This window comes from Paenibacillus sp. Leaf72, assembly GCF_001422685.1.
GTDB lineage: Bacteria > Bacillota > Bacilli > Paenibacillales > Paenibacillaceae > Pristimantibacillus.
In genome coordinates this window covers 420,433-437,347 of sequence record NZ_LMLV01000012.1, presented here as the reverse complement: position 1 = coordinate 437,347, position 16,915 = coordinate 420,433, and the positions used below count along the sequence as shown (strand labels likewise).

The 16,915-nt window shown below is 49.2% G+C and carries 17 protein-coding genes; 2 read left to right on the top strand and 15 right to left on the bottom strand.

Going from position 1 to position 16,915, the window contains the following annotated elements; translation table 11 throughout:
• Positions 1-40: 40 nt before the first annotated feature.
• The 4 genes from ASF12_RS16635 to ASF12_RS16620 all read right to left on the bottom strand — a co-directional run bounded on the left by ASF12_RS16635 (position 41) and on the right by ASF12_RS16620 (position 4,328).
• Positions 41-2,389 (bottom strand): S-layer homology domain-containing protein, encoded by a 2,349-nt coding sequence (locus tag ASF12_RS16635; RefSeq protein ID WP_056036732.1) that lies wholly within the window; start codon positions 2,387-2,389, stop codon positions 41-43.
• A gap of 168 nt (positions 2,390-2,557) precedes the next feature.
• Positions 2,558-2,869 (bottom strand): thioredoxin, encoded by a 312-nt coding sequence (gene trxA / locus ASF12_RS16630; protein ID WP_056036730.1) that lies wholly within the window; start codon positions 2,867-2,869, stop codon positions 2,558-2,560.
• A 70-nt stretch (positions 2,870-2,939) separates the two neighbouring features.
• Positions 2,940-3,359 (bottom strand): RrF2 family transcriptional regulator, encoded by a 420-nt coding sequence (locus ASF12_RS16625; RefSeq protein ID WP_056036728.1) that lies wholly within the window; start codon positions 3,357-3,359, stop codon positions 2,940-2,942.
• A 135-nt stretch (positions 3,360-3,494) separates the two neighbouring features.
• Positions 3,495-4,328, bottom strand: a complete 834-nt coding sequence (locus ASF12_RS16620; RefSeq protein ID WP_056036726.1) for an aldo/keto reductase — start codon at positions 4,326-4,328, stop codon at positions 3,495-3,497.
• A 287-nt stretch (positions 4,329-4,615) separates the two neighbouring features.
• Here ASF12_RS16620 and ASF12_RS16615 point away from each other — a divergent pair, with 287 nt between their 5' ends.
• Complete coding sequence (locus ASF12_RS16615) at positions 4,616-5,476, top strand: Rpn family recombination-promoting nuclease/putative transposase (RefSeq protein ID WP_056036724.1); 861 nt, start codon at positions 4,616-4,618, stop codon at positions 5,474-5,476.
• A gap of 88 nt (positions 5,477-5,564) precedes the next feature.
• On the opposite strand, the gene ASF12_RS16610 is transcribed toward ASF12_RS16615, so the two are convergent.
• The 5 genes from ASF12_RS16610 to ASF12_RS16590 all read right to left on the bottom strand — a co-directional run bounded on the left by ASF12_RS16610 (position 5,565) and on the right by ASF12_RS16590 (position 11,649).
• Positions 5,565-6,419, bottom strand: coding sequence for a carbohydrate ABC transporter permease (locus ASF12_RS16610; RefSeq protein ID WP_414811837.1), 855 nt, complete (start codon positions 6,417-6,419; stop codon positions 5,565-5,567).
• Between the two features lie 48 nt (positions 6,420-6,467).
• Positions 6,468-7,379, bottom strand: a complete 912-nt coding sequence (locus ASF12_RS16605) for a carbohydrate ABC transporter permease (RefSeq protein ID WP_056036722.1) — start codon at positions 7,377-7,379, stop codon at positions 6,468-6,470.
• A gap of 75 nt (positions 7,380-7,454) precedes the next feature.
• Positions 7,455-8,828: an extracellular solute-binding protein gene (locus tag ASF12_RS16600; RefSeq protein WP_056036720.1), complete on the bottom strand. Its 1,374-nt coding sequence runs from the start codon at positions 8,826-8,828 to the stop codon at positions 7,455-7,457.
• 47 nt (positions 8,829-8,875) lie between these two features.
• The gene (locus ASF12_RS16595) at positions 8,876-10,192 is read right to left on the bottom strand and encodes a glycoside hydrolase family 125 protein (RefSeq protein ID WP_056036718.1); all 1,317 of its coding nucleotides are present in this window, start codon (positions 10,190-10,192) and stop codon (positions 8,876-8,878) included.
• 290 nt (positions 10,193-10,482) lie between these two features.
• Positions 10,483-11,649 (bottom strand): GntR family transcriptional regulator, encoded by a 1,167-nt coding sequence (locus ASF12_RS16590; protein ID WP_056036716.1) that lies wholly within the window; start codon positions 11,647-11,649, stop codon positions 10,483-10,485.
• 227 nt (positions 11,650-11,876) lie between these two features.
• Here ASF12_RS16590 and ASF12_RS16585 point away from each other — a divergent pair, with 227 nt between their 5' ends.
• Complete coding sequence (locus tag ASF12_RS16585; protein WP_056036713.1) at positions 11,877-12,083, top strand: hypothetical protein; 207 nt, start codon at positions 11,877-11,879, stop codon at positions 12,081-12,083.
• 54 nt (positions 12,084-12,137) lie between these two features.
• Here the strand turns inward: ASF12_RS16585 and ASF12_RS16580 are convergent, their stop codons facing one another.
• From ASF12_RS16580 to ASF12_RS36170, 6 genes are all read right to left on the bottom strand, one after another.
• Entirely contained in the window at positions 12,138-12,803 is a 666-nt protein-coding gene (locus ASF12_RS16580; protein WP_081418853.1) for a serine/threonine protein kinase, read from the bottom strand.
• Between the two features lie 139 nt (positions 12,804-12,942).
• Entirely contained in the window at positions 12,943-13,257 is a 315-nt protein-coding gene (locus tag ASF12_RS16575) for a DMT family transporter (protein ID WP_056036712.1), read from the bottom strand.
• Between the two features lies 1 nt (position 13,258).
• Complete coding sequence (locus ASF12_RS16570; RefSeq protein ID WP_081418852.1) at positions 13,259-13,678, bottom strand: DMT family transporter; 420 nt, start codon at positions 13,676-13,678, stop codon at positions 13,259-13,261.
• A 39-nt stretch (positions 13,679-13,717) separates the two neighbouring features.
• Positions 13,718-14,326 carry a TetR/AcrR family transcriptional regulator gene (locus ASF12_RS16565; protein WP_056036709.1) on the bottom strand — a complete coding sequence of 203 codons (609 nt, stop codon included), beginning with the start codon at positions 14,324-14,326 and terminating at the stop codon, positions 13,718-13,720.
• Positions 14,327-14,542: 216 nt separating this feature from the next.
• Complete coding sequence (locus ASF12_RS16560) at positions 14,543-15,238, bottom strand: stalk domain-containing protein (protein WP_056036707.1); 696 nt, start codon at positions 15,236-15,238, stop codon at positions 14,543-14,545.
• A gap of 309 nt (positions 15,239-15,547) precedes the next feature.
• Positions 15,548-16,915 (bottom strand): MBL fold metallo-hydrolase, encoded by a 1,368-nt coding sequence (locus ASF12_RS36170; RefSeq protein WP_056036705.1) that lies wholly within the window; start codon positions 16,913-16,915, stop codon positions 15,548-15,550.

Sequence of the window (16,915 nt, the reverse complement as noted above, 5' to 3'; positions counted from 1 at the left end):
TATGCCTCGAATTGCTGAGCAAGGGATAGCCTTTCAGCTCTTAGTTGCGAATCGGCGCTTCCTTCAAATCGGCCCGCGTTTGCAGGTAACGGAAAAATGCCGTCGCCGCCTCGGCCCGCGTCACTTTACGTTCCGGAAGGAAGCTCCCGTCCGACAGAGACATAATGTTGAGGCCGACCACGATTGCCGCTTGGCCTTTTTTCTCTGTTTTGTCCGCATCTTTAAAATTGATATTGAACAGCTGGTCAAAATTCGCCAGCGTATTGTAGCCCAATGCCCGCACGATCAGCTCGGCCATTTCCTCACGGTCAACCTCGCCCGCCGGATTAAAGGTGCCGTCGCCAATATCAATCAGATTTTGCTCAAGCGCGCTTTGGACATATACATAATAGCCTGAGCCCGCCGCTACATCGCTAAAAGCCGCACTACCCGATTCAGCATTCGCCATCACAATCGGCCCTCGGCCGCTGTTCATAGCAAGCACTAGCATTTTAATCAATTCGCCGCGTGTCACAATCGCATTTGGACGCACCTTGCCATCCTTCACATCCAGCGCCTTGTAGGCAACCATCAGTTCCAACTGCCGCTGCGCCCAGTGGCCTTCGACATCGAGCGCCTTAGGCTTCTCGAGCGCCGTAACCTCACCACTTTCGCGATTCCGCCATTGCCCGCTTTGGGCATCCAGGAATACGGATTCATCAATCGCAGCCGGCACAAGACGGTAAACAAGCTTCACATCCGTCTTGCTTTCCACCTGCTCGGAATCCAGCTCGCCGGCCGCCAGCATCAGGTTGTATTTATCAATAGGGATCGGCTGGCCTTGCAGGGAATATTCCCGCTCTACATAATAAGTCAGCTCTGTACGATAGTAGGTGAGCCATTTTTCAATCGCTTCCGTTTTTTCAATAACCTTTGGCGCTTGCGCCGGGTAGTTGAAGGAAGCGAGCTGGGCGTCATACATCGTCACTTCATTCGTCCGGGCATCCACATTGACGTTGACCCGATCATAGGACACCGTAGCTCCCTGAATTTTGCGGACAAAGGAAATATAATAGGAATTAATCGTGCCTGCTGGCGCCTCACTGTACTGCTTTGGATCAGGCTTTACAACGTATAGCTGGTCAGCCGCCCAAGAAAGCTGCTTTTTCACCGTATCGGTTGCAATCTTCTCCGCCTGCTCGTAAGTTAATGAAGGCTTTACCGAAGTATCCCCGCCATCGTAAGAATAGGCATAATAACTGCGAATAATCCCCGTCTTGCTGTCCACAGTGGCCGATACAGAGCCGGTCTCTCTAGATCCGCTCTTCGTCGTCCAATTGAGGTTCCAATACGATTCGTTATGGCCTGTTGTATCGTCGTTGTATTCATTGTAGCTCGAATTGGACAGCACAGCGCCTGTTGGCAGCTTGAAAGAAGACTCTACAAGCGCAATCGCCTGTTTGTCCGTCATATTGCCCGCTTTTGGCGCTTCGCCAAGCGCTGCTGGAGCAATTGGAGTAGCGGATACGCTGCTAGTCTGATCATTTAGCTTCTTAATAAGGGAGCCGTCCAGAGCATTCACCGCCAGACTGTTCATCTCGTAGCTAAGCTGAGGGGAACGCTGGCCTTGCGGGCTATAAGGCACAATGTATTGCAGCTCGGGCTGGGCAAGCTCACGGAGCTTGGCATTAGCCTCAGCTAGCGTAATGCGCGAGTCTGCTTTTGGAAACTGCAGCGTGTCATCCCATTGCAATTTATAATTAGTAATATGGCCTTCACTATCCACATCGAGTTCAATATAGTTGTCTACATAAGGAATATCATTAATGATTCGGTCATAGCGAATTTTATGGACAACCTCGCCTGTCAGTGGGGGAAGCACCTGGGCCCCGTATTCGGGATTGTAGCGCACCTGGTCTGCGTACGAAGCAGCAATTTGCTTCATGAAGGAAGCAGCAATATCCTGAGCAGCCGAACGCTCTACCTTGAGCGGATACGTCGGCTTGGAGCTGGCATTTTCTAAATAGGAGCTAAAAGCAAGCAACTGGCCGCCGTCAGCATCAATTTGCACATAAATGCTGCCCTTATGCTTGCCATTCACTTTCTTGACGAAATCAAGCCCCCACACATTGCGTTTGCCCTGCGCCAGCACAGTGACCGCCAAAGACGCGCCCTGCAGCGTATATTCCTTTGGAATGCTCACAAGCTCGCGCGCAAGCTTCTCAGCCTTATCCTTTGAAACCGATACATTCTCAGCAGCTTCCATGGAGCCCTCCCCGGAAATACGGTCTGCCAGATTAGTCTGGCGATCAATCGTCACGTTCGCTCCGTTTGCAAAAGCGGCGGTAGGCACACTGCTTGTTATCGCGACCAACGCAACAAATGCAATCAACCTTTTTTTGCTTCCCATCTCCTGCTTCCCCCTCCAATACATTCCTGAATATCCTATAGACGCCCAAGCTTTGAGGGAAGTTGCGTCTTTTGAAAGAATTTTTGCACAATAAAAAAAGAAGCCGCACACCGATGAACCATCGGCGATGCAGCTTCCCTTCATTGAATCAATATGCGACCAAAGGTCTTACAGTTGATTGCTGATTTTTGCTTTCAAAGCATCTTTGCTTTGCAGACCTACCATTTTGTCAACGGGCTGTCCGTCTTTGAACAAAATAAGGGTTGGAATGCTCATTACGCCGAATTGCGAAGCCAGTTCAGGCTCTTCATCGACATTGATTTTTGCAATTGTAGCTTGGCCTGCAAGCTCAGTTGCCAATTCTTCAACGATTGGAAGCTGCATTTTGCAAGGTCCGCACCAAGGTGCCCAAAAATCTACCAGAGATACGCCGCTCTCTACGTTAGATGAAAAGTTGTCTTTCGTTAATGCTACTGCCATTTCAATCATCCTCTCCAGCTGTGTTGTATGATAAGGGAATACCCCTCACACCGTCTTTATAATCAGTTGCCTATTCACACGCATGAATCTGGCCAAGCACATCTTGAATTGTCGTGTGACTGAAATGAGCTTCAAGCTGCTTCTCCGCCTCACAAAAAATCCGGAACATCACTTGGTTCATATTGGAGCCAACGACGCACTCCATGCCCGGATCGCCCGAGCACCAGCTTGGAATAAGCGAACCTTGCGCCATCACTCGGTAAACATCGGCAAGCGTTACTACTCTCGGATCAATCGTCAGCCGATAGCCGCCTCCCGATCCTTCGCGCGTATCCACATAACCGCTGCGGCGCAAGCCGCTCATCACCTTGCGAACGCGGGCTGAATGAGTGCCTACGTTGACGGCAATCATCTCGCTGCTCGCCATGTTTTCCGGCAAATGAGCTAAATATACAAGACTGTGTACGGCAATTGTAAATTCGCTGTTCAATGTGAACGGCCTCCCTGTTTAGTACTGTAATTTTATCAATTACAGTTCAAACTGTCAATAGTCCGTTCCCGCTAATATTCATCATTAGGATGCGATGACTTTTCATCTATTATGCACGGGCCGTCCAGCCTACCTCTAAAAATTGAAATTCATCGGATTGGAGCCATAACGACGGCCTTCGTTTAACCCATCAATCGCCGCAACCTCCGCTTCCGTCAATTCAAAATCAAACACATCGCCATTTTCGACAATACGCTCTTTTCGAACGGATTTCGGAATTGTAATGACGCCTTTTTGCAGATCCCAGCGGATGACGACTTGCGCCGGGCTTTTGCCGTATTTGCCAGCCAGTTCCTGAAGCAGCGGCACGTCTAAATTCCCTTGCATGAGCGGGCTCCAAGCCTCAAGCTGGATGCCCTGCTCGCGGCAGAAGCTTTGCAGTTCCGGCTGTGTCAGCAGCGGATGGAATTCCACCTGATTGACCATCGGCTTAATTTCGCAGCCCGGCAGCAGCTCGTCGAAATGCGGCAGTAGAAAATTGCTCACGCCGATGGCCCGAACGTAGCCATCCTTATAAAGCTTTTCCAGCGCGCGGTACGTTTCTGTAAACTTGCCCGCCACTGGCCAATGTACTAAATACAAATCTATGATATCCAGCCCTAGACGCTTGCGGCTTGCTTCGAATGCTTGCAATGTCGTCTCATAGCCTTGGTCCCGGTTCCATACCTTCGTCGTAATGAACAGCTCGTCCCTCGCAATACCGCTATCGGCAATTGCACGCCCCACACCGGTTTCGTTGTTGTAAGCGCTTGCTGTATCGATGCTGCGATACCCCGCCTCTATTGCGTAACGTACAGCGTGCTCAACCTCATCGCCTTCTTTCGACAAGTATACGCCAAGCCCCAGCCGCGGCATTTGTACCCCGTTATTCAGCGTCGTTACTTCTGTGCTTATTGCAGCTTTAGTCATCTTTGTTCCTCCTGTTCTTTTTTAAAATATAAGCTTGTATAAGTTTCACACTTATCATTAGGCTTATATTTCTCGGAATGAAACGCGCCGCGCCGCCAAAGGACGGCGACAGCCTTTTCACCTTGAGAAAAGTGATGAACGATAGCAATAAAACTATTTTCCACAAAATAGTAACAACAAAAGACGGGTGGGTCAACCTATTCCTGTGATTGAAGGGACGATAATGTCTCTAGCCTGTCGCAACGTGATATAATAGATATTAACGTATCGAACGGAGTTGATTATTGATGGCGGAATTGCTTAATCCTCGAAATGACTTCTTGTTTAAACGCATTTTTGGTAGCGAAGAGAACCGGGATGTATTGCTTGCCTTCCTCAACCGGACCTTTACAGAAGCAGGAAAGCCACCATTAACGGAAATTACTCTTCTCAATCCCTATACAGAAAAAGATGCTCCACGAGACAAACAATCGATCTTAGATATTCGGGGCAAAACTGCCGAAGGTGAACTTATTAATGTTGAAATGCAACTGTTCAATAAATATGACACTGAGAAGCGCACTCTTTTTTATTGGAGTAAGCTCTACAATGGACAATTGCAAGAAGGTCAATCTTATAAGTTGCTCAAAAAATGTGTCACAATCAATATTCTTAATTACTCATTTTTGCCTAACGAACAGTATCATAACGTGTTTCATCTTCGAGAAGATCGCAGTGGCATTTCCCTAATCGATGATATAGAACTGCATTTTTTAGAATTGCCTAAGCTAGATGACCTCGCAGTACCTGTTGAAAATGGAGGATTGGTCAATTGGCTGCTGTTTCTAAAGAGTACGAATAAATCCAATTGGGAGGTGCTCACCATGAACGATCCTGTATTAAAGAAAGCTATGAATACACTTGAGTTTCTTAGTCAGGATACAGAAGCGCGTCGCTTGTATGAGGATAGGCAAAAGTATTTGCACGATGAGGCTTCCATGATTGAAGGTGCTTTAGCAGAAGGGGAAGCCCGTGGCGAGCGAAAAAAAGCAATCGAAATCGCTTCCGAGCTTATAGCTCTTGGAGTTGAAGCGCATATTATTGCTAAAGCATCCGGTCTTACTGAGTCCGAAATCTTAAACATGAAACAAAAACGCCACGAACGCTAATGTTACGATTACCAAAAAAAGCGGCAAGCCCATCCAAATAAATGGTGGGGCTTGCCGCTTTTTCATTTAAAACTATTACTCCGTAAAATTAACCCTTATTCGCCCCGCCGAAGCTAAAGCCTTGGGACATAAAGCGTTGGCCGAACACATAAAGCGCGACCGCAGGGATTGTGTAAATGATCGAGAAGGCAGCCAGCTTGCCATATTGCACGATGCCATTTTGCCCAAAATACTGGTAGATGGTAACGGCAGCAGGAAGCTTCTGCGGGCTTTGCAGCAAAATGAATGGCACGAGGAAGTTCCCCCAGCTGCCGGCAAAGGCGAAAATACCGACTGTGAAAATACCTGGCAGCATCAGTGGCGCAACAACTAGGCGAAGCGTCGTCCAAATGGACGCGCCATCCACCCAAGCAGCCTCCTCCAGCTCCAAAGGCACGGAATCCATGAAGTTTTTCATCATCCAGATGGAATATGGCAGCGCGGATGCGGCCAAGAACAAAATGGTGAAAAACAAGGAATCCTGAATTTGCATGTACAGGAAAAATTGATAAACCGGAACCATAACTGCCGTAATCGGCAAGCCTGTTGCGAACAGGATCACATACATGAACGGACGTTTATACCGCAGCTGATAACGTGACAGCGGATAAGAAGCTAGCCCTGCCGCCGCTACAACAAGCAGTGCTTGTCCAAGAGCCAGCAGCAAGCCATTGCCGAAAGAGCGCTGATTGTCAGAGCTCGCTAGTGTAGACGTATAATTGCTTAGCGTTACCTCATCCGGCACCTTCAAAGCAAGGGTAGCTGCTCCATCGAACGAAGCCAATACGAGCCACAGCATTGGAAGCAGGAACAATAAAGCGATAAAACTCAAAATAATATAAGGAAGCACCCGGCCGACCATAAACCGATTCATTCTGGGGCGCTTGCGTACGTTGCTGCTCATTTTCGCGTCCTCCTTTTAATAAACCATTATCCAAGCTTTGCGCATGGCTTACAGCTTCACTTTAAGAAGCTTCATATACAACAGACTGGCAACAATACCGATCAACAGCAGAACAAGCGAAATAGCTGTGCCGTAGCCAAGCTGATAGTTGACGAAGGCCTGATGATACATATAGATTGGCAGCGTCTCCGTTGCATTTCCCGGACCGCCACCTGTCAACGCATAAATAAGCGTGAAGGAGCCTAATGTTTGAAGCGTTACGAGTACCATATTCGTTACAACAGAACCGCTAATCATTGGAATGGTAATACGGATAAGTCTCTGCCAAGCCGAAGCGCCATCAATCATGGCTGCTTCCTCAACCTCTTTAGGCACGTCGCCTAGTGCAGCCTGGAATACCATCATCGAGAAGGCTGTTCCATGCCATACGTTTGCAATAATAACGGATACCATCGGGAATGTGTACAGCCAAGCAATAGGCTCAAAGCCTATGCCTTGAATGAATGCATTAGCCGTTCCCGTATCATTCAGAAAAGCAAACCATACAAATGCGCATACCACTTCTGGCGCGACCCAGCCCGAGATGACGATGGAGCCGACTACGCTGCGGAATACGCGGTTTCTACCATTCATTAGAAAGGCAATAAGAAAGCCCATAACTTGCTGGCCAATAACGGCCGAGAAAATGAGGAAGAGGATGGTGTTGCCTACAGAAGTGCGGAATGTCGCATCCTGAAACATATTCGTGAAGTTTTGGAACCCGACAAACTGCAGATTCGCTGCTGCGGCCCCTGTCAAAGCCATATTCGTAAACGCGAAATAAAAAGTTAATACTGCCGGCACGAAGAAAAAGAGTAAAAGCAGCAGCCAGCTAGGCGATAAGAATAGCGCTGCTCTCCACTGTTCACTGCCGTTCCCTTTCCTTTTCGCTTTGGGAAATCGCGAGTTTATCGCTTCCATCTGGTATCCTCCTGACTGAATTTGAAAAAGACAAGCCGATTGTCATTAAGCAACAATCGGCTTCCCAGCTGTGTGCTACTTCGTCGCTACTTTATCAGCGCCGACTGTTCTTTCTACGCTTTTTGCATATTCTTTCATGGCAGCTTCAGGCGCAAGAGATCCCGATGCCACTTTTTCAACCATTTCTTGAATGGAAGTCGATACTGCCGGGTAATTCGCATTAGTAGGACGAACATGTGTGTACGTAATAAATTCAGCAGCTACGCCATACAGCGTACCAGGCTGGCCCGTGTATTCAGTATCAGCCGCAACGTCGGTACGAGGCGTTAGAGCGCCGTCCAGCATAGCGAACTCTTTGTTGTGCTGTTCATTAGTTGCCATTTTAATAAATTCAAAGCCTAGCTCTTTTTCAGTGGATTTCGCACCAACGCTAAGCGTCCAGCCGCCAGACATCGAAGTGAAGCCAGGCTCTTGACCTTTCTCTGTCGGCATTTTCACGTAGCCATATACATCAAGCGCTTCCGGCCACGGCTTGCTGCCGCTTGCCGACCAGTTGCCTGTCAACCAGTTGCCATTCAAGACAATTGCGACCTTCTGATTCGGCATCAGATCGGTCTCCAGTACTTGACCTGCTTGTGCAGTCAGTACTTGCGACATTTTCGGCCCCATGCCCTCGGAGTAGATGGTGTGAATGAAATTCAGCGAGCTCAAAATGCCCGGGCTTTGCGTAACCCACTTGCCATCTTCATAAAGCGTGTCGTCTGTTCCATAAAGCAGCATTTCGAACGTTTGCATCGTCGTTGCTTCTTGGCCTGCTTTACCAGAGTTCATCCAGAAAGGAATAATGTCTGGCAGCTTGGATTTAATCGTGCGGGAAGCGCTCAGCACTTCGTCCCAGCTCTTAGGCTCCCAAGGCACAGGCAGTCCTGCTTTCTTGAACAGCTCTTTGTTGTAATACAAGCCGCGAACGTCAGTGGAGAAAGGTACGCCATACACTTTGCTGTCCGTGGCTGTTACAGCCGCTTTAATACCTTCGTTGAATTTGCCCCAATCTTCCCATGAATCCACAGCAAGCGGCTCAAGGTAGCCGGCCTCGCTGTCGGCATTAATCATGAAGGAATCTTCAGCAAGCACCTCAGGCGCCGTTTTCCCATCCATCATGAGCAGTGGAATTTTAGTTGCATATTGCGAGCCTTCAATTGGCTGCAGCTCAACGGTAACGCCAGGATTGGCTTTTTCAAAATCCGCCTTCACGCTAGTCAGCCACTTGCCCCAGTTGTCCGTCTCATTCCATTTGCCATAAGCGACTTTAACTGTCTTTGTCGCTCCTGCTGCGGAAGTTGCTTCTGCGCCCTCCGAGCCATTTGTGCCTGCATTTCCCGAACATGCTGCTGTGAATACAGTTAAAGCTGCAACCGTACCTGCCAGAATTGTTTTTTTACCTGCCATCTTGATCGCTCCCCTTATTGTCCGTCTGTTACGCTTATTATTTGTTCCTATATTGAACGAGCATTCATGCTCGATGGAACCTTAAAGCCGCAATACGTCAAAATCAATTCGCTAAACAAGGCATTGGCCCAAGAAAACCATTCGCGCGTATACTCGCTAGGATCATCTTTATGAAAGCCTTCATGCAGAAAATCAGTTCCGGCATCCGTGCTCTCCAGCACGTTCAGCAGCCGCTCAACCTCTGCCTCATCTTGTGAAGTCAGCGCTTGCATAGCCAGTGAAATGTGCCAAATATAGTTTTCCGGAGTATGAGGGCTGCCAATTCCTTGCGCCGCCGTACCTACGAAGTAATAAGGATTATCCTCGCTAAGAACGAAGCGTCTCGTATTCAAATAGATCGGATCATCCAGCTTGCAGCAGCCGAGATAAGGCAACGACAGCAAGCTTGGCACATTCGCATCATCCATCAGGTTGTAGCTGCCAAGGCCATCTGTTTCGTAAGCGAAAATTTTGCCGAACTGCTCATGCTCGACTGTCGCATACTGCTCAATGCCGGATTGAATTTCATGGCGGAGAGCAGCCGCTTGCTTCGCCAGCTCTTGATGGCCAAGCACTTCCACCGCAATTTCAGCCATATAATCCAGCACAACAACAGCAAACATGTTCGATGGAATAAGATAGCCGTAGTCGCAAGCATCGTCACTTGGGCGGAAGCCTGACCAGGTCATGCCAGTGACTGCGCTTGGCGTGCCTTTGCCTTCATTCAGCAGCGTATCCGACTGCGGACAATCCGTTCTTTGGAAACGGTAGCTCGACTGCCCATCGTGATTCTGCTCCGTCCTCCACACCCGCAAAATGCTGAAGCATGCTTCACTGAATGCCTCATCCAAATGCGCCGTAGTTCCCGTTGTCTTCCACAGCAGATAAGCAAGCTGGATCGGATAGCAGAGCGAGTCAATTTCATATTTGCGCTCCCATAGCCAAGGACTCATTTCCGTTAAATCGTTTTGATGCCCCTTGCTATTGGCATGCTCATTAAACGCATTAGCATAAGGGTCCTGCAATATATGTTGAATTTGCCGTTTGACAACGCCTTCAATTAAACGTGCCATCTCTGCATCTTCATTCGCTAAAATTAAGTACGGACGAACCTGAGCTGCTGAATCTCGCAGCCACATCGCTGGAATATCGCCCGTAATGACGAAAATAGCACCGTCAGGCTGAGGCTTCAACGTCGTCGTTAACGTATTGGAGAAACAGTTTGCAAACATCCGGGCCAGCTTCGTACGCGAACCGAGCTTCCCTTCTACTTCCTGGATCAACGACTGCACCGATGTCGGCAGCGTTTCCATTACTTCAGTCATTTCAAGCATCCCTTTCTATATAAGCGCTTTCAAGTTGTTTATGTACCGATATTAATCTATATTTCATGGTATGTCAATATACTATGTTATATTATTTAAAAACAAATAGCATGTTAATTGTTTGCTAGGCAAACCCCCTATTCATGTCCTTAAATTATAATAAAAGATAAGCACAAAGCCCTTGCTGTCTCAATTGACAGAAGGGCTTTATCTCTATACTTGCATTCAGTTTCTCACGCGAGCTTAAAAAATATGCAAAGCACGCTTAAACCGCCCAGCAGCACGCTTGCTTATTGTGGGGCGGGCCCTGTCGATTTGCCTTGGACAAGCTTTACTTGCAGCGATATTTTGCTAGGGAGCGTAGCGCCCTGGATCAGTTCCAGCACATTATTGACAGCGAGGCGGCCAATTTCTTTCTCATTCTGCTCCAAATGCGTAAATGGATACAGCGCCGACGTGCTCTGCGGGCTGTCAAAGCAAATAATCGAAATTTGCTGCGGAATTTGCAGCCCCATCTTCTCTACCGCTTCCTTCGCTATGAGCGCCAGCTCATATTCCATCGCAAACAATGCGGTAATCCGCGGATGCTCGCGCAGCATCTGCTGAATGATTTTCACATATTTATCGATGAGGTGACTGCTGGAATTGTCATTGGACGTCCAGTTCATATCGGTCAGCCAAGACGAGCGATCCAGCAAAATGCCGCCTTCAGCATGCGCCTGCACAAACCCTTCAATCCGTTCCTCAATGGCCACATTGTCCGTCACCCGCGAAGCAAGCAGTCCAATATGGCGATGGCCGTAGTTAAACAAATGCTGGACACCCAATCGCGCCGCTTCTACGTTGTCTGAGCTGATGGCCGTTGTATCCGTCCATTTCAAATAACGGTCTACCAGCACATGCGGGAATTTGTCGATGACCAGCTTTAAAATTTCCGGGCTGAAGTTTTGACCGCGCGTCGGATATATGATCAGGCCATCTACGCCGTATTGGCGCAGCATCTGAATCGCCTTCTCTTCTACATCTGGCTGGGAAAAAGAGATGCGCAGCATCAAATAAACGCCGAGCGCCTGCGCCGTCCGCTCCATCTCCGACAGCATTTCCTTGCCGTAGCTATCGCTGAAATCCTCCATGATGAGCCCTAATACAATCTGCTGTGTGCGCACAGAAGCAATTGCCTGAGCTGCCTGATCTTGCGCAGGCGGAGCTTCGCCCTGCTCCTGAATTGCATGCTCGATGACGAACGAGCCGCGGCCCGGCTGACGCATAATATAGCCGTCTTGAACGAGCATATCCAGTGCTTTCTTGGAGGTAATTCGGCTGACTGAAAATTCCTCCATCAGCTCCTTCTCCGAAGGGATGCGGTCACCGACCGTATAATCTCCGATTTGGATCTTTTCGCGCAGCATAAGATACATTTGTTCATATCTAGGCTTTAAAGCGTTCATGCCTTCCATTATACATTCACCTTCAGCATCTATTTGGTCGTACCGGGACGATGTCATGATTATACATATCCACCTAGTATACTATGTCATGTCATTTCTGGAAAGCTTATAATGCCGCTTCCGGCAAATGCGAGCTTATCCTCCAGCCCTTTGAATAAATCTGTCATGGCAGCGGGAGGACCCGGAATATATATAGCTTGAACGGATAATCTGTGCAGAACTCGGAGGTGCATAAGATGGGGCTGCTGTGGCGGCGGTGGGTTGCCATCAGAACCGAAAGCGGTTCTAGGGCGGATATCATTGACCGATTGGAGGCTCATTTGAAGGCAAGCGGCATCAAGGCAAAAATTACACTGGAAGGCAATTTGAAACGGCTTCATGTACTTAAGAAGGACGTTGAAGCCGCTCAGCAACAGCTGGACGCTTTCGACTCCGAACCTTAAGCACAGGCGCGGGCCGGGCACGCATTATCTATGCGGCTGCCCGGCCGCGCACAGCTATCTGGAGGAAGCACGCACCCAGCGATAGCCTTTGCGCACACCATTCATGACCCACTCAGGCACGGGCATAGAATGCTTGGATAGAAACGGCATATAAATCCGGTTGTACGCTTTTTTCAAATCATCCCACATCATGCAAGGCTCTTCTTTAAGAAAATCGGATACGTCTACGACAAGGCCGCGGTCATCGCTGGATACCATGACATTTTTGCCATGAACATCATGCGGAAACAGTCCCTGCTCCCGAGCGTAATCCAAAGCGGCATCAATTTCCGCAATAATGCGGTCCTCAATGATCACACCCTCAAGCACACACTTATACAGCGTCTTCCCTTCAAGCCTGCGCAGCATCAAATATTCCAGCCCATTGCTTGTGGAAGCATGGTAGCAGGTCGAATATGCAGGGTGATCGCCCAAACGGCGATAAACTTCCCGCTCCGCTTCCCAGCCTTCTCTGCCCGGCGCATACACCTTCACCGCTATATCCTGCGCATCCTGATGGACGAATACGCCAGCGTAATTGCCCGCTCCAAGCAGCTCCCAGCCTTCCGGCAATACATCCACTTGAATGGGCTCGCCATGGTTAATGCTTTGGAGCCTCACTCCTTCAAGCAGCGTTCGTTCTGTCATCTCAATCCATTTCTTCAGCCGTTTCTCTTCCATGCACTATGCCTGCCTCTCTCGCCATGTCTATACTCTATTCTATTATTTTAAATCGGAAACGGCGAAAAGAAAAGAAGAGCGACACAGGTTCGCCCTCCTTCTTTAGGTTTATTGTCTACTTTTATCCATATCGCAACTATTAACCTACCAGCTTGAGACCAATGACGCTTCCAATAATCATGAGGACGAAGAAGATTTTACGCCAGTCGCGCGATTCTTTGAAAAAAATCATCCCCAGAATAACGCTGCCGACTGAGCCGATTCCCGTCCAAATGCCGTAAGCGGTACTGATTGGAATGTCCTGAAGCGACCGCGACAGGAAGTAGAAGCTGATGAAGCCGAAAATAATGGCTCCAACCGTTCCTCTCCATCGTTTAAAGCCGTCCGACAGCTTCATGAATGTTACGCCGCCGACCTCGCCAAGGCCGGAAATAATTAAAAAGATCCATGCCATCTTATTTTCCGCCCCTTCCCTGCACGACCGGTGCTGCCTGTGCCGCTTGCGCACTCTGCTCGACCTCTGCATTCGCCGCCTGCTCTTCCTTAGGCTTCTCACTGGATACGAGCTTAAGCCCGATAATGCCGATGATCAGCGTACCGACCAGCAGCAGGCGTTTAATATCCGCAGACTCGCCTAATACCAAAATGCCGAATACGACCGTACCAGCCGTACCAATTCCGGTAAATACCGCATAAGCTGTGCCTATTTCCAGCAATTGCATCGAACGGGCGAACAGCACAAAGCTAATAACAATTAAAATAACAGTAATGACGCTTACTAGCGGGTCTGTAAATCCTTTCGAATATTTAAGACCGAAGGTCCAAAATACCTCAAATATGCCCCCGAATATGACATAAAGCCAAGCCTTCATCATAAAAACCCCTCTCTGTACCCTCCGTTAAATCCACCTTGCTTAATCTGTCGTCCAGCTCTTCATTAGCATTTCCCAAACGACTTGCTTGCGTGAAACAAACACCGACTGCTCATATATCTGGTTGGCGACCAGCAAGCCATCAAGCAGCGTATAAAAAACCGCAATCATATGATCCACTTCCTGCTTAGAAAAAATGCCCGATTGCTGCCCCTCCACGAGCAGCGCACCAACTACAGCATCCACCCGCTGCTCGTGCGCCAAAAAATCAACGCGGAACTGCTGCTGCAAATGTTTAGGCGGCACCATCATCATTCGTTTCAAAAACCACTGCCCGACCGTCAAATGCGGGAAATCCGTGAAAAAATCATACACCTCGCGCAGCCGCTCGATAACTGGCTTGCCTTGCGACTGCCCGATAAGCGCATCAAACTTCATGCCCTCTTCCGCCATCACGTCAGCGCAAAGCTCTAAAAACAGCTGCTCCTTTGACGCAAAATGAGCATATATAGAAGGTGTCTTAATCTGGACCGCCTTGGCGATATCAGACATGCACGTTCCTTCATAGCCATATTCCGTGAAAACCGTCAGAGCCGCCTGCTTCAGACGCTCTGCCGTAGCTCGCGGCACACGCTCTTGTTTTTCCGCCATCGCAATCTCCCCTTTTCAATCGGCAATGATTTTGCCTAACGAACGTTAGTTAGAATCATGTTATTGTAAAATGCCCTAGCTAAAAAGTCAAGACTCCTTCGGAAAGCCGAATTCCCGGGGGCCAATAAAAATAAACCACCTCTGCCGCATGGAAGCGACAAAGGTGGTTTATTTTTATTTGTAGGTGACACGGGATAATTACGTCTTAGGTTAAGTTTACAGCTTCGCTACGCTAACTGCGATTTTCTCCATTTGCGCTTCAGTCAACGCTTTATCTGGGGAGCTAATCGTAATCGTGCGGTCATCGAGCTGGAAGCTCAGCATTGGCAGGTCGCTCGGCGTATACCATTTCGCTTTTACCCCGTTCGACAGCACGACCTCCTTGCTTTCATAACCATCCGAGTAGTCTCTTGGAGATACATTGACGTTCATATGCTTGAAAATCACACTAACGCCGTCGCCCCCGGCAAACGATTTGACAAAAGCATCTCCGGCTGCCATCTGCTTAGGCGCATATGCCGTTTCAAAGCCATCAAATGCAGCAAAATCCTTCTTAATGAGTTTGATTTGCGCATCGCTGTATTTGACCTCTACATATTGCTCCGATGCTTGCTGCCCTTTGCCAATTAGCACCTGATTATTTTTCGAATCATATTGAATCGGTGTATCAAGTGCTCCCGCTAGCGAGCGGACAGGCAAATACATTTTATTCTGATACATAATTGGCGAAAGCTTATGGCCGTTCTCGTCTTTGAGAGTATAAGCAGCTCCATCGACTTTAATACTAATATTGCCGTTCAAATATGCTGAGATTTTTTGGAGGCTCGCTCCAGCATATACGCCCGCTGCGCCCGTCAACGTCATTCCGACAACTACCAGCGATACGATTCCTTTTTTCATGTTGTTTTTCATTTTTATAATCTCCTTTTGAATACTCCGTTTTTTTGTTTTATCTCTATTTTTTATAATTTCAATAACTGGACGCTCTAGCTGGACGTTGCTGCTGTCCCTCCTTGTTTGCCGCTGCTGCGTCCTACCTGATGAATACAGTATATAAAGCGAATATCTCAAGACTATGTCCAGCTTGTATCTAACTTGTAAATAATATTCCCCAATTCCAACACGAATGAAAGCCTTAGCAGGCAGCAAAAAAACAGCATCGATTCATTACGACATTTTGGCGCCGTGAATCTCTGCTGTTTTCCATTTTTCATTATTCATTTAAAAAATCAACCGGTCACCCGGGCTCAGCGAATACACGCCCTTATAGCCCTCTTCCTCCAACACTTCAAGCAATTGATCGGTTCTTGGCTTAACGGCATGCGCCAGCACGACAGAGCGGCTAGGCACCCGCTTCATCATCTGCCTGACATCCGGCAAGCCTTGGTGCACCTTATAGCGGATATGCTGCACCTGAATTGGGAAGTCAGAGGCATGGCACCCGCTGCTGTCGCTGCTGCCAACACTGCTTCGCAGCGCCATTTCGCCATAAGAACCTGCGGCAAGATGTCCGGTCAGCAATACGGCATGGCGGGCGGCGCCCGAAAGCTGCTCATAATACCACCGTGCAACTTCGGACTGCATCATGCCATCATTCGTAAAAATCAGGGCGCTGCCCTTGCGAGCAAGCGTCTTTAGCCGCTCCTCTTCATTGGCGACAATCGTAAGCCTGCCATTCGCCAGCAGCGCCTCCATACGGGCCAGCGCTCCGTCGCCCAGCCATTCCGGCAGCGCAGCCAGCTGGTGGAGCGGCTCCATCAGCGCCCGCTCCACAATAAGCTGCGCCTCGGGGAAACGCTCGCTCGCCCATACCAACAGCTCCTGCCCTCTCCCGCTTGTCGGCACCGGATACAGCACCGAGCCCTGCGCCCGCAGCACTTCCTCGGTCGCCCGCTCCAGCTCCGCCAGCCGAACCGCCTGCGAATCCGGGTTCGCCCCGTAAGCCGCATCGATGATCGCAAGATCGGCGATGCGCCCTGTCTCAGAGATAGAGCGGCGGGCGGCATCCGCCTCATCGCCGCCCTCGCAAATCGCTCCCAGCAGCGGTTCGTCTGTCGCAAGCAGACCCGATTCAGCCGTATAATCGCCTGAAAAATAAACCAGCTTGCCATGCCAATCGAGCGCCAGCCAAACGGCGCCTGGCAAATGCCCGCTGCGGCCCCATTTTATGCGCAGCCCGGGGAACACGCTGCTCCATTCATCTGCGATGGATCGCTCCTCCAAATAGGCATAGCGGATAGCCGCAATATGCTCATCCCCATAAGGGAGCTCGGCGGCCTGCGAGCGGGCATAACGGCTCCACGCCTGATAATAACCCGGAAGCTGCTGCGCCGTCACGCGGCTCGTCCATACTTCACCTTCATAGCCGTGCTTATACAGCAGCGGCAGCGCCATGGAATGATCCTCATGCGCATGCGATAAAAATACCGCTTTAAGCTGCGGAATCACCTCTGGACTAATGAGCGGATATTGTCCTCCGCTTTCTTTTTTCCCGCCGCAATCCAGCAAAACCGCTTCGTCTTTATATTGCAGCAAATAGCTGGAGCGGCCGTGCTCGCCCGCTCCACCCCAAATGGTCAGTTGCATCAT

Excerpts from the sequence above, each read along its gene's own strand:
- ASF12_RS16635 (WP_056036732.1), bottom strand. The coding sequence starts at position 2,389 with ATGGGAAGCAAAAAAAGGTTGATTGCATTTGTTGCGTTGGTCGCGATA.
- trxA (WP_056036730.1), bottom strand. The coding sequence starts at position 2,869 with ATGGCAGTAGCATTAACGAAAGACAACTTTTCATCTAACGTAGAGAGC.
- ASF12_RS16620 (WP_056036726.1), bottom strand. The coding sequence starts at position 4,328 with ATGACTAAAGCTGCAATAAGCACAGAAGTAACGACGCTGAATAACGGG.
- ASF12_RS16615 (WP_056036724.1), top strand. The coding sequence starts at position 4,616 with ATGGCGGAATTGCTTAATCCTCGAAATGACTTCTTGTTTAAACGCATT.
- ASF12_RS16610 (WP_414811837.1), bottom strand. The coding sequence starts at position 6,419 with ATGAGCAGCAACGTACGCAAGCGCCCCAGAATGAATCGGTTTATGGTC.
- ASF12_RS16605 (WP_056036722.1), bottom strand. The coding sequence starts at position 7,379 with ATGGAAGCGATAAACTCGCGATTTCCCAAAGCGAAAAGGAAAGGGAAC.
- ASF12_RS16600 (WP_056036720.1), bottom strand. The coding sequence starts at position 8,828 with ATGGCAGGTAAAAAAACAATTCTGGCAGGTACGGTTGCAGCTTTAACT.
- ASF12_RS16595 (WP_056036718.1), bottom strand. The coding sequence starts at position 10,192 with ATGACTGAAGTAATGGAAACGCTGCCGACATCGGTGCAGTCGTTGATC.
- ASF12_RS16590 (WP_056036716.1), bottom strand. The coding sequence starts at position 11,649 with ATGGAAGGCATGAACGCTTTAAAGCCTAGATATGAACAAATGTATCTT.
- ASF12_RS16585 (WP_056036713.1), top strand. The coding sequence starts at position 11,877 with ATGGGGCTGCTGTGGCGGCGGTGGGTTGCCATCAGAACCGAAAGCGGT.
- ASF12_RS16580 (WP_081418853.1), bottom strand. The coding sequence starts at position 12,803 with ATGGAAGAGAAACGGCTGAAGAAATGGATTGAGATGACAGAACGAACG.
- ASF12_RS16575 (WP_056036712.1), bottom strand. The coding sequence starts at position 13,257 with ATGGCATGGATCTTTTTAATTATTTCCGGCCTTGGCGAGGTCGGCGGC.
- ASF12_RS16570 (WP_081418852.1), bottom strand. The coding sequence starts at position 13,678 with ATGATGAAGGCTTGGCTTTATGTCATATTCGGGGGCATATTTGAGGTA.
- ASF12_RS16565 (WP_056036709.1), bottom strand. The coding sequence starts at position 14,326 with ATGGCGGAAAAACAAGAGCGTGTGCCGCGAGCTACGGCAGAGCGTCTG.
- ASF12_RS16560 (WP_056036707.1), bottom strand. The coding sequence starts at position 15,238 with ATGAAAAACAACATGAAAAAAGGAATCGTATCGCTGGTAGTTGTCGGA.
- ASF12_RS36170 (WP_056036705.1), bottom strand. The coding sequence starts at position 16,915 with ATGATGCAACTGACCATTTGGGGTGGAGCGGGCGAGCACGGCCGCTCC.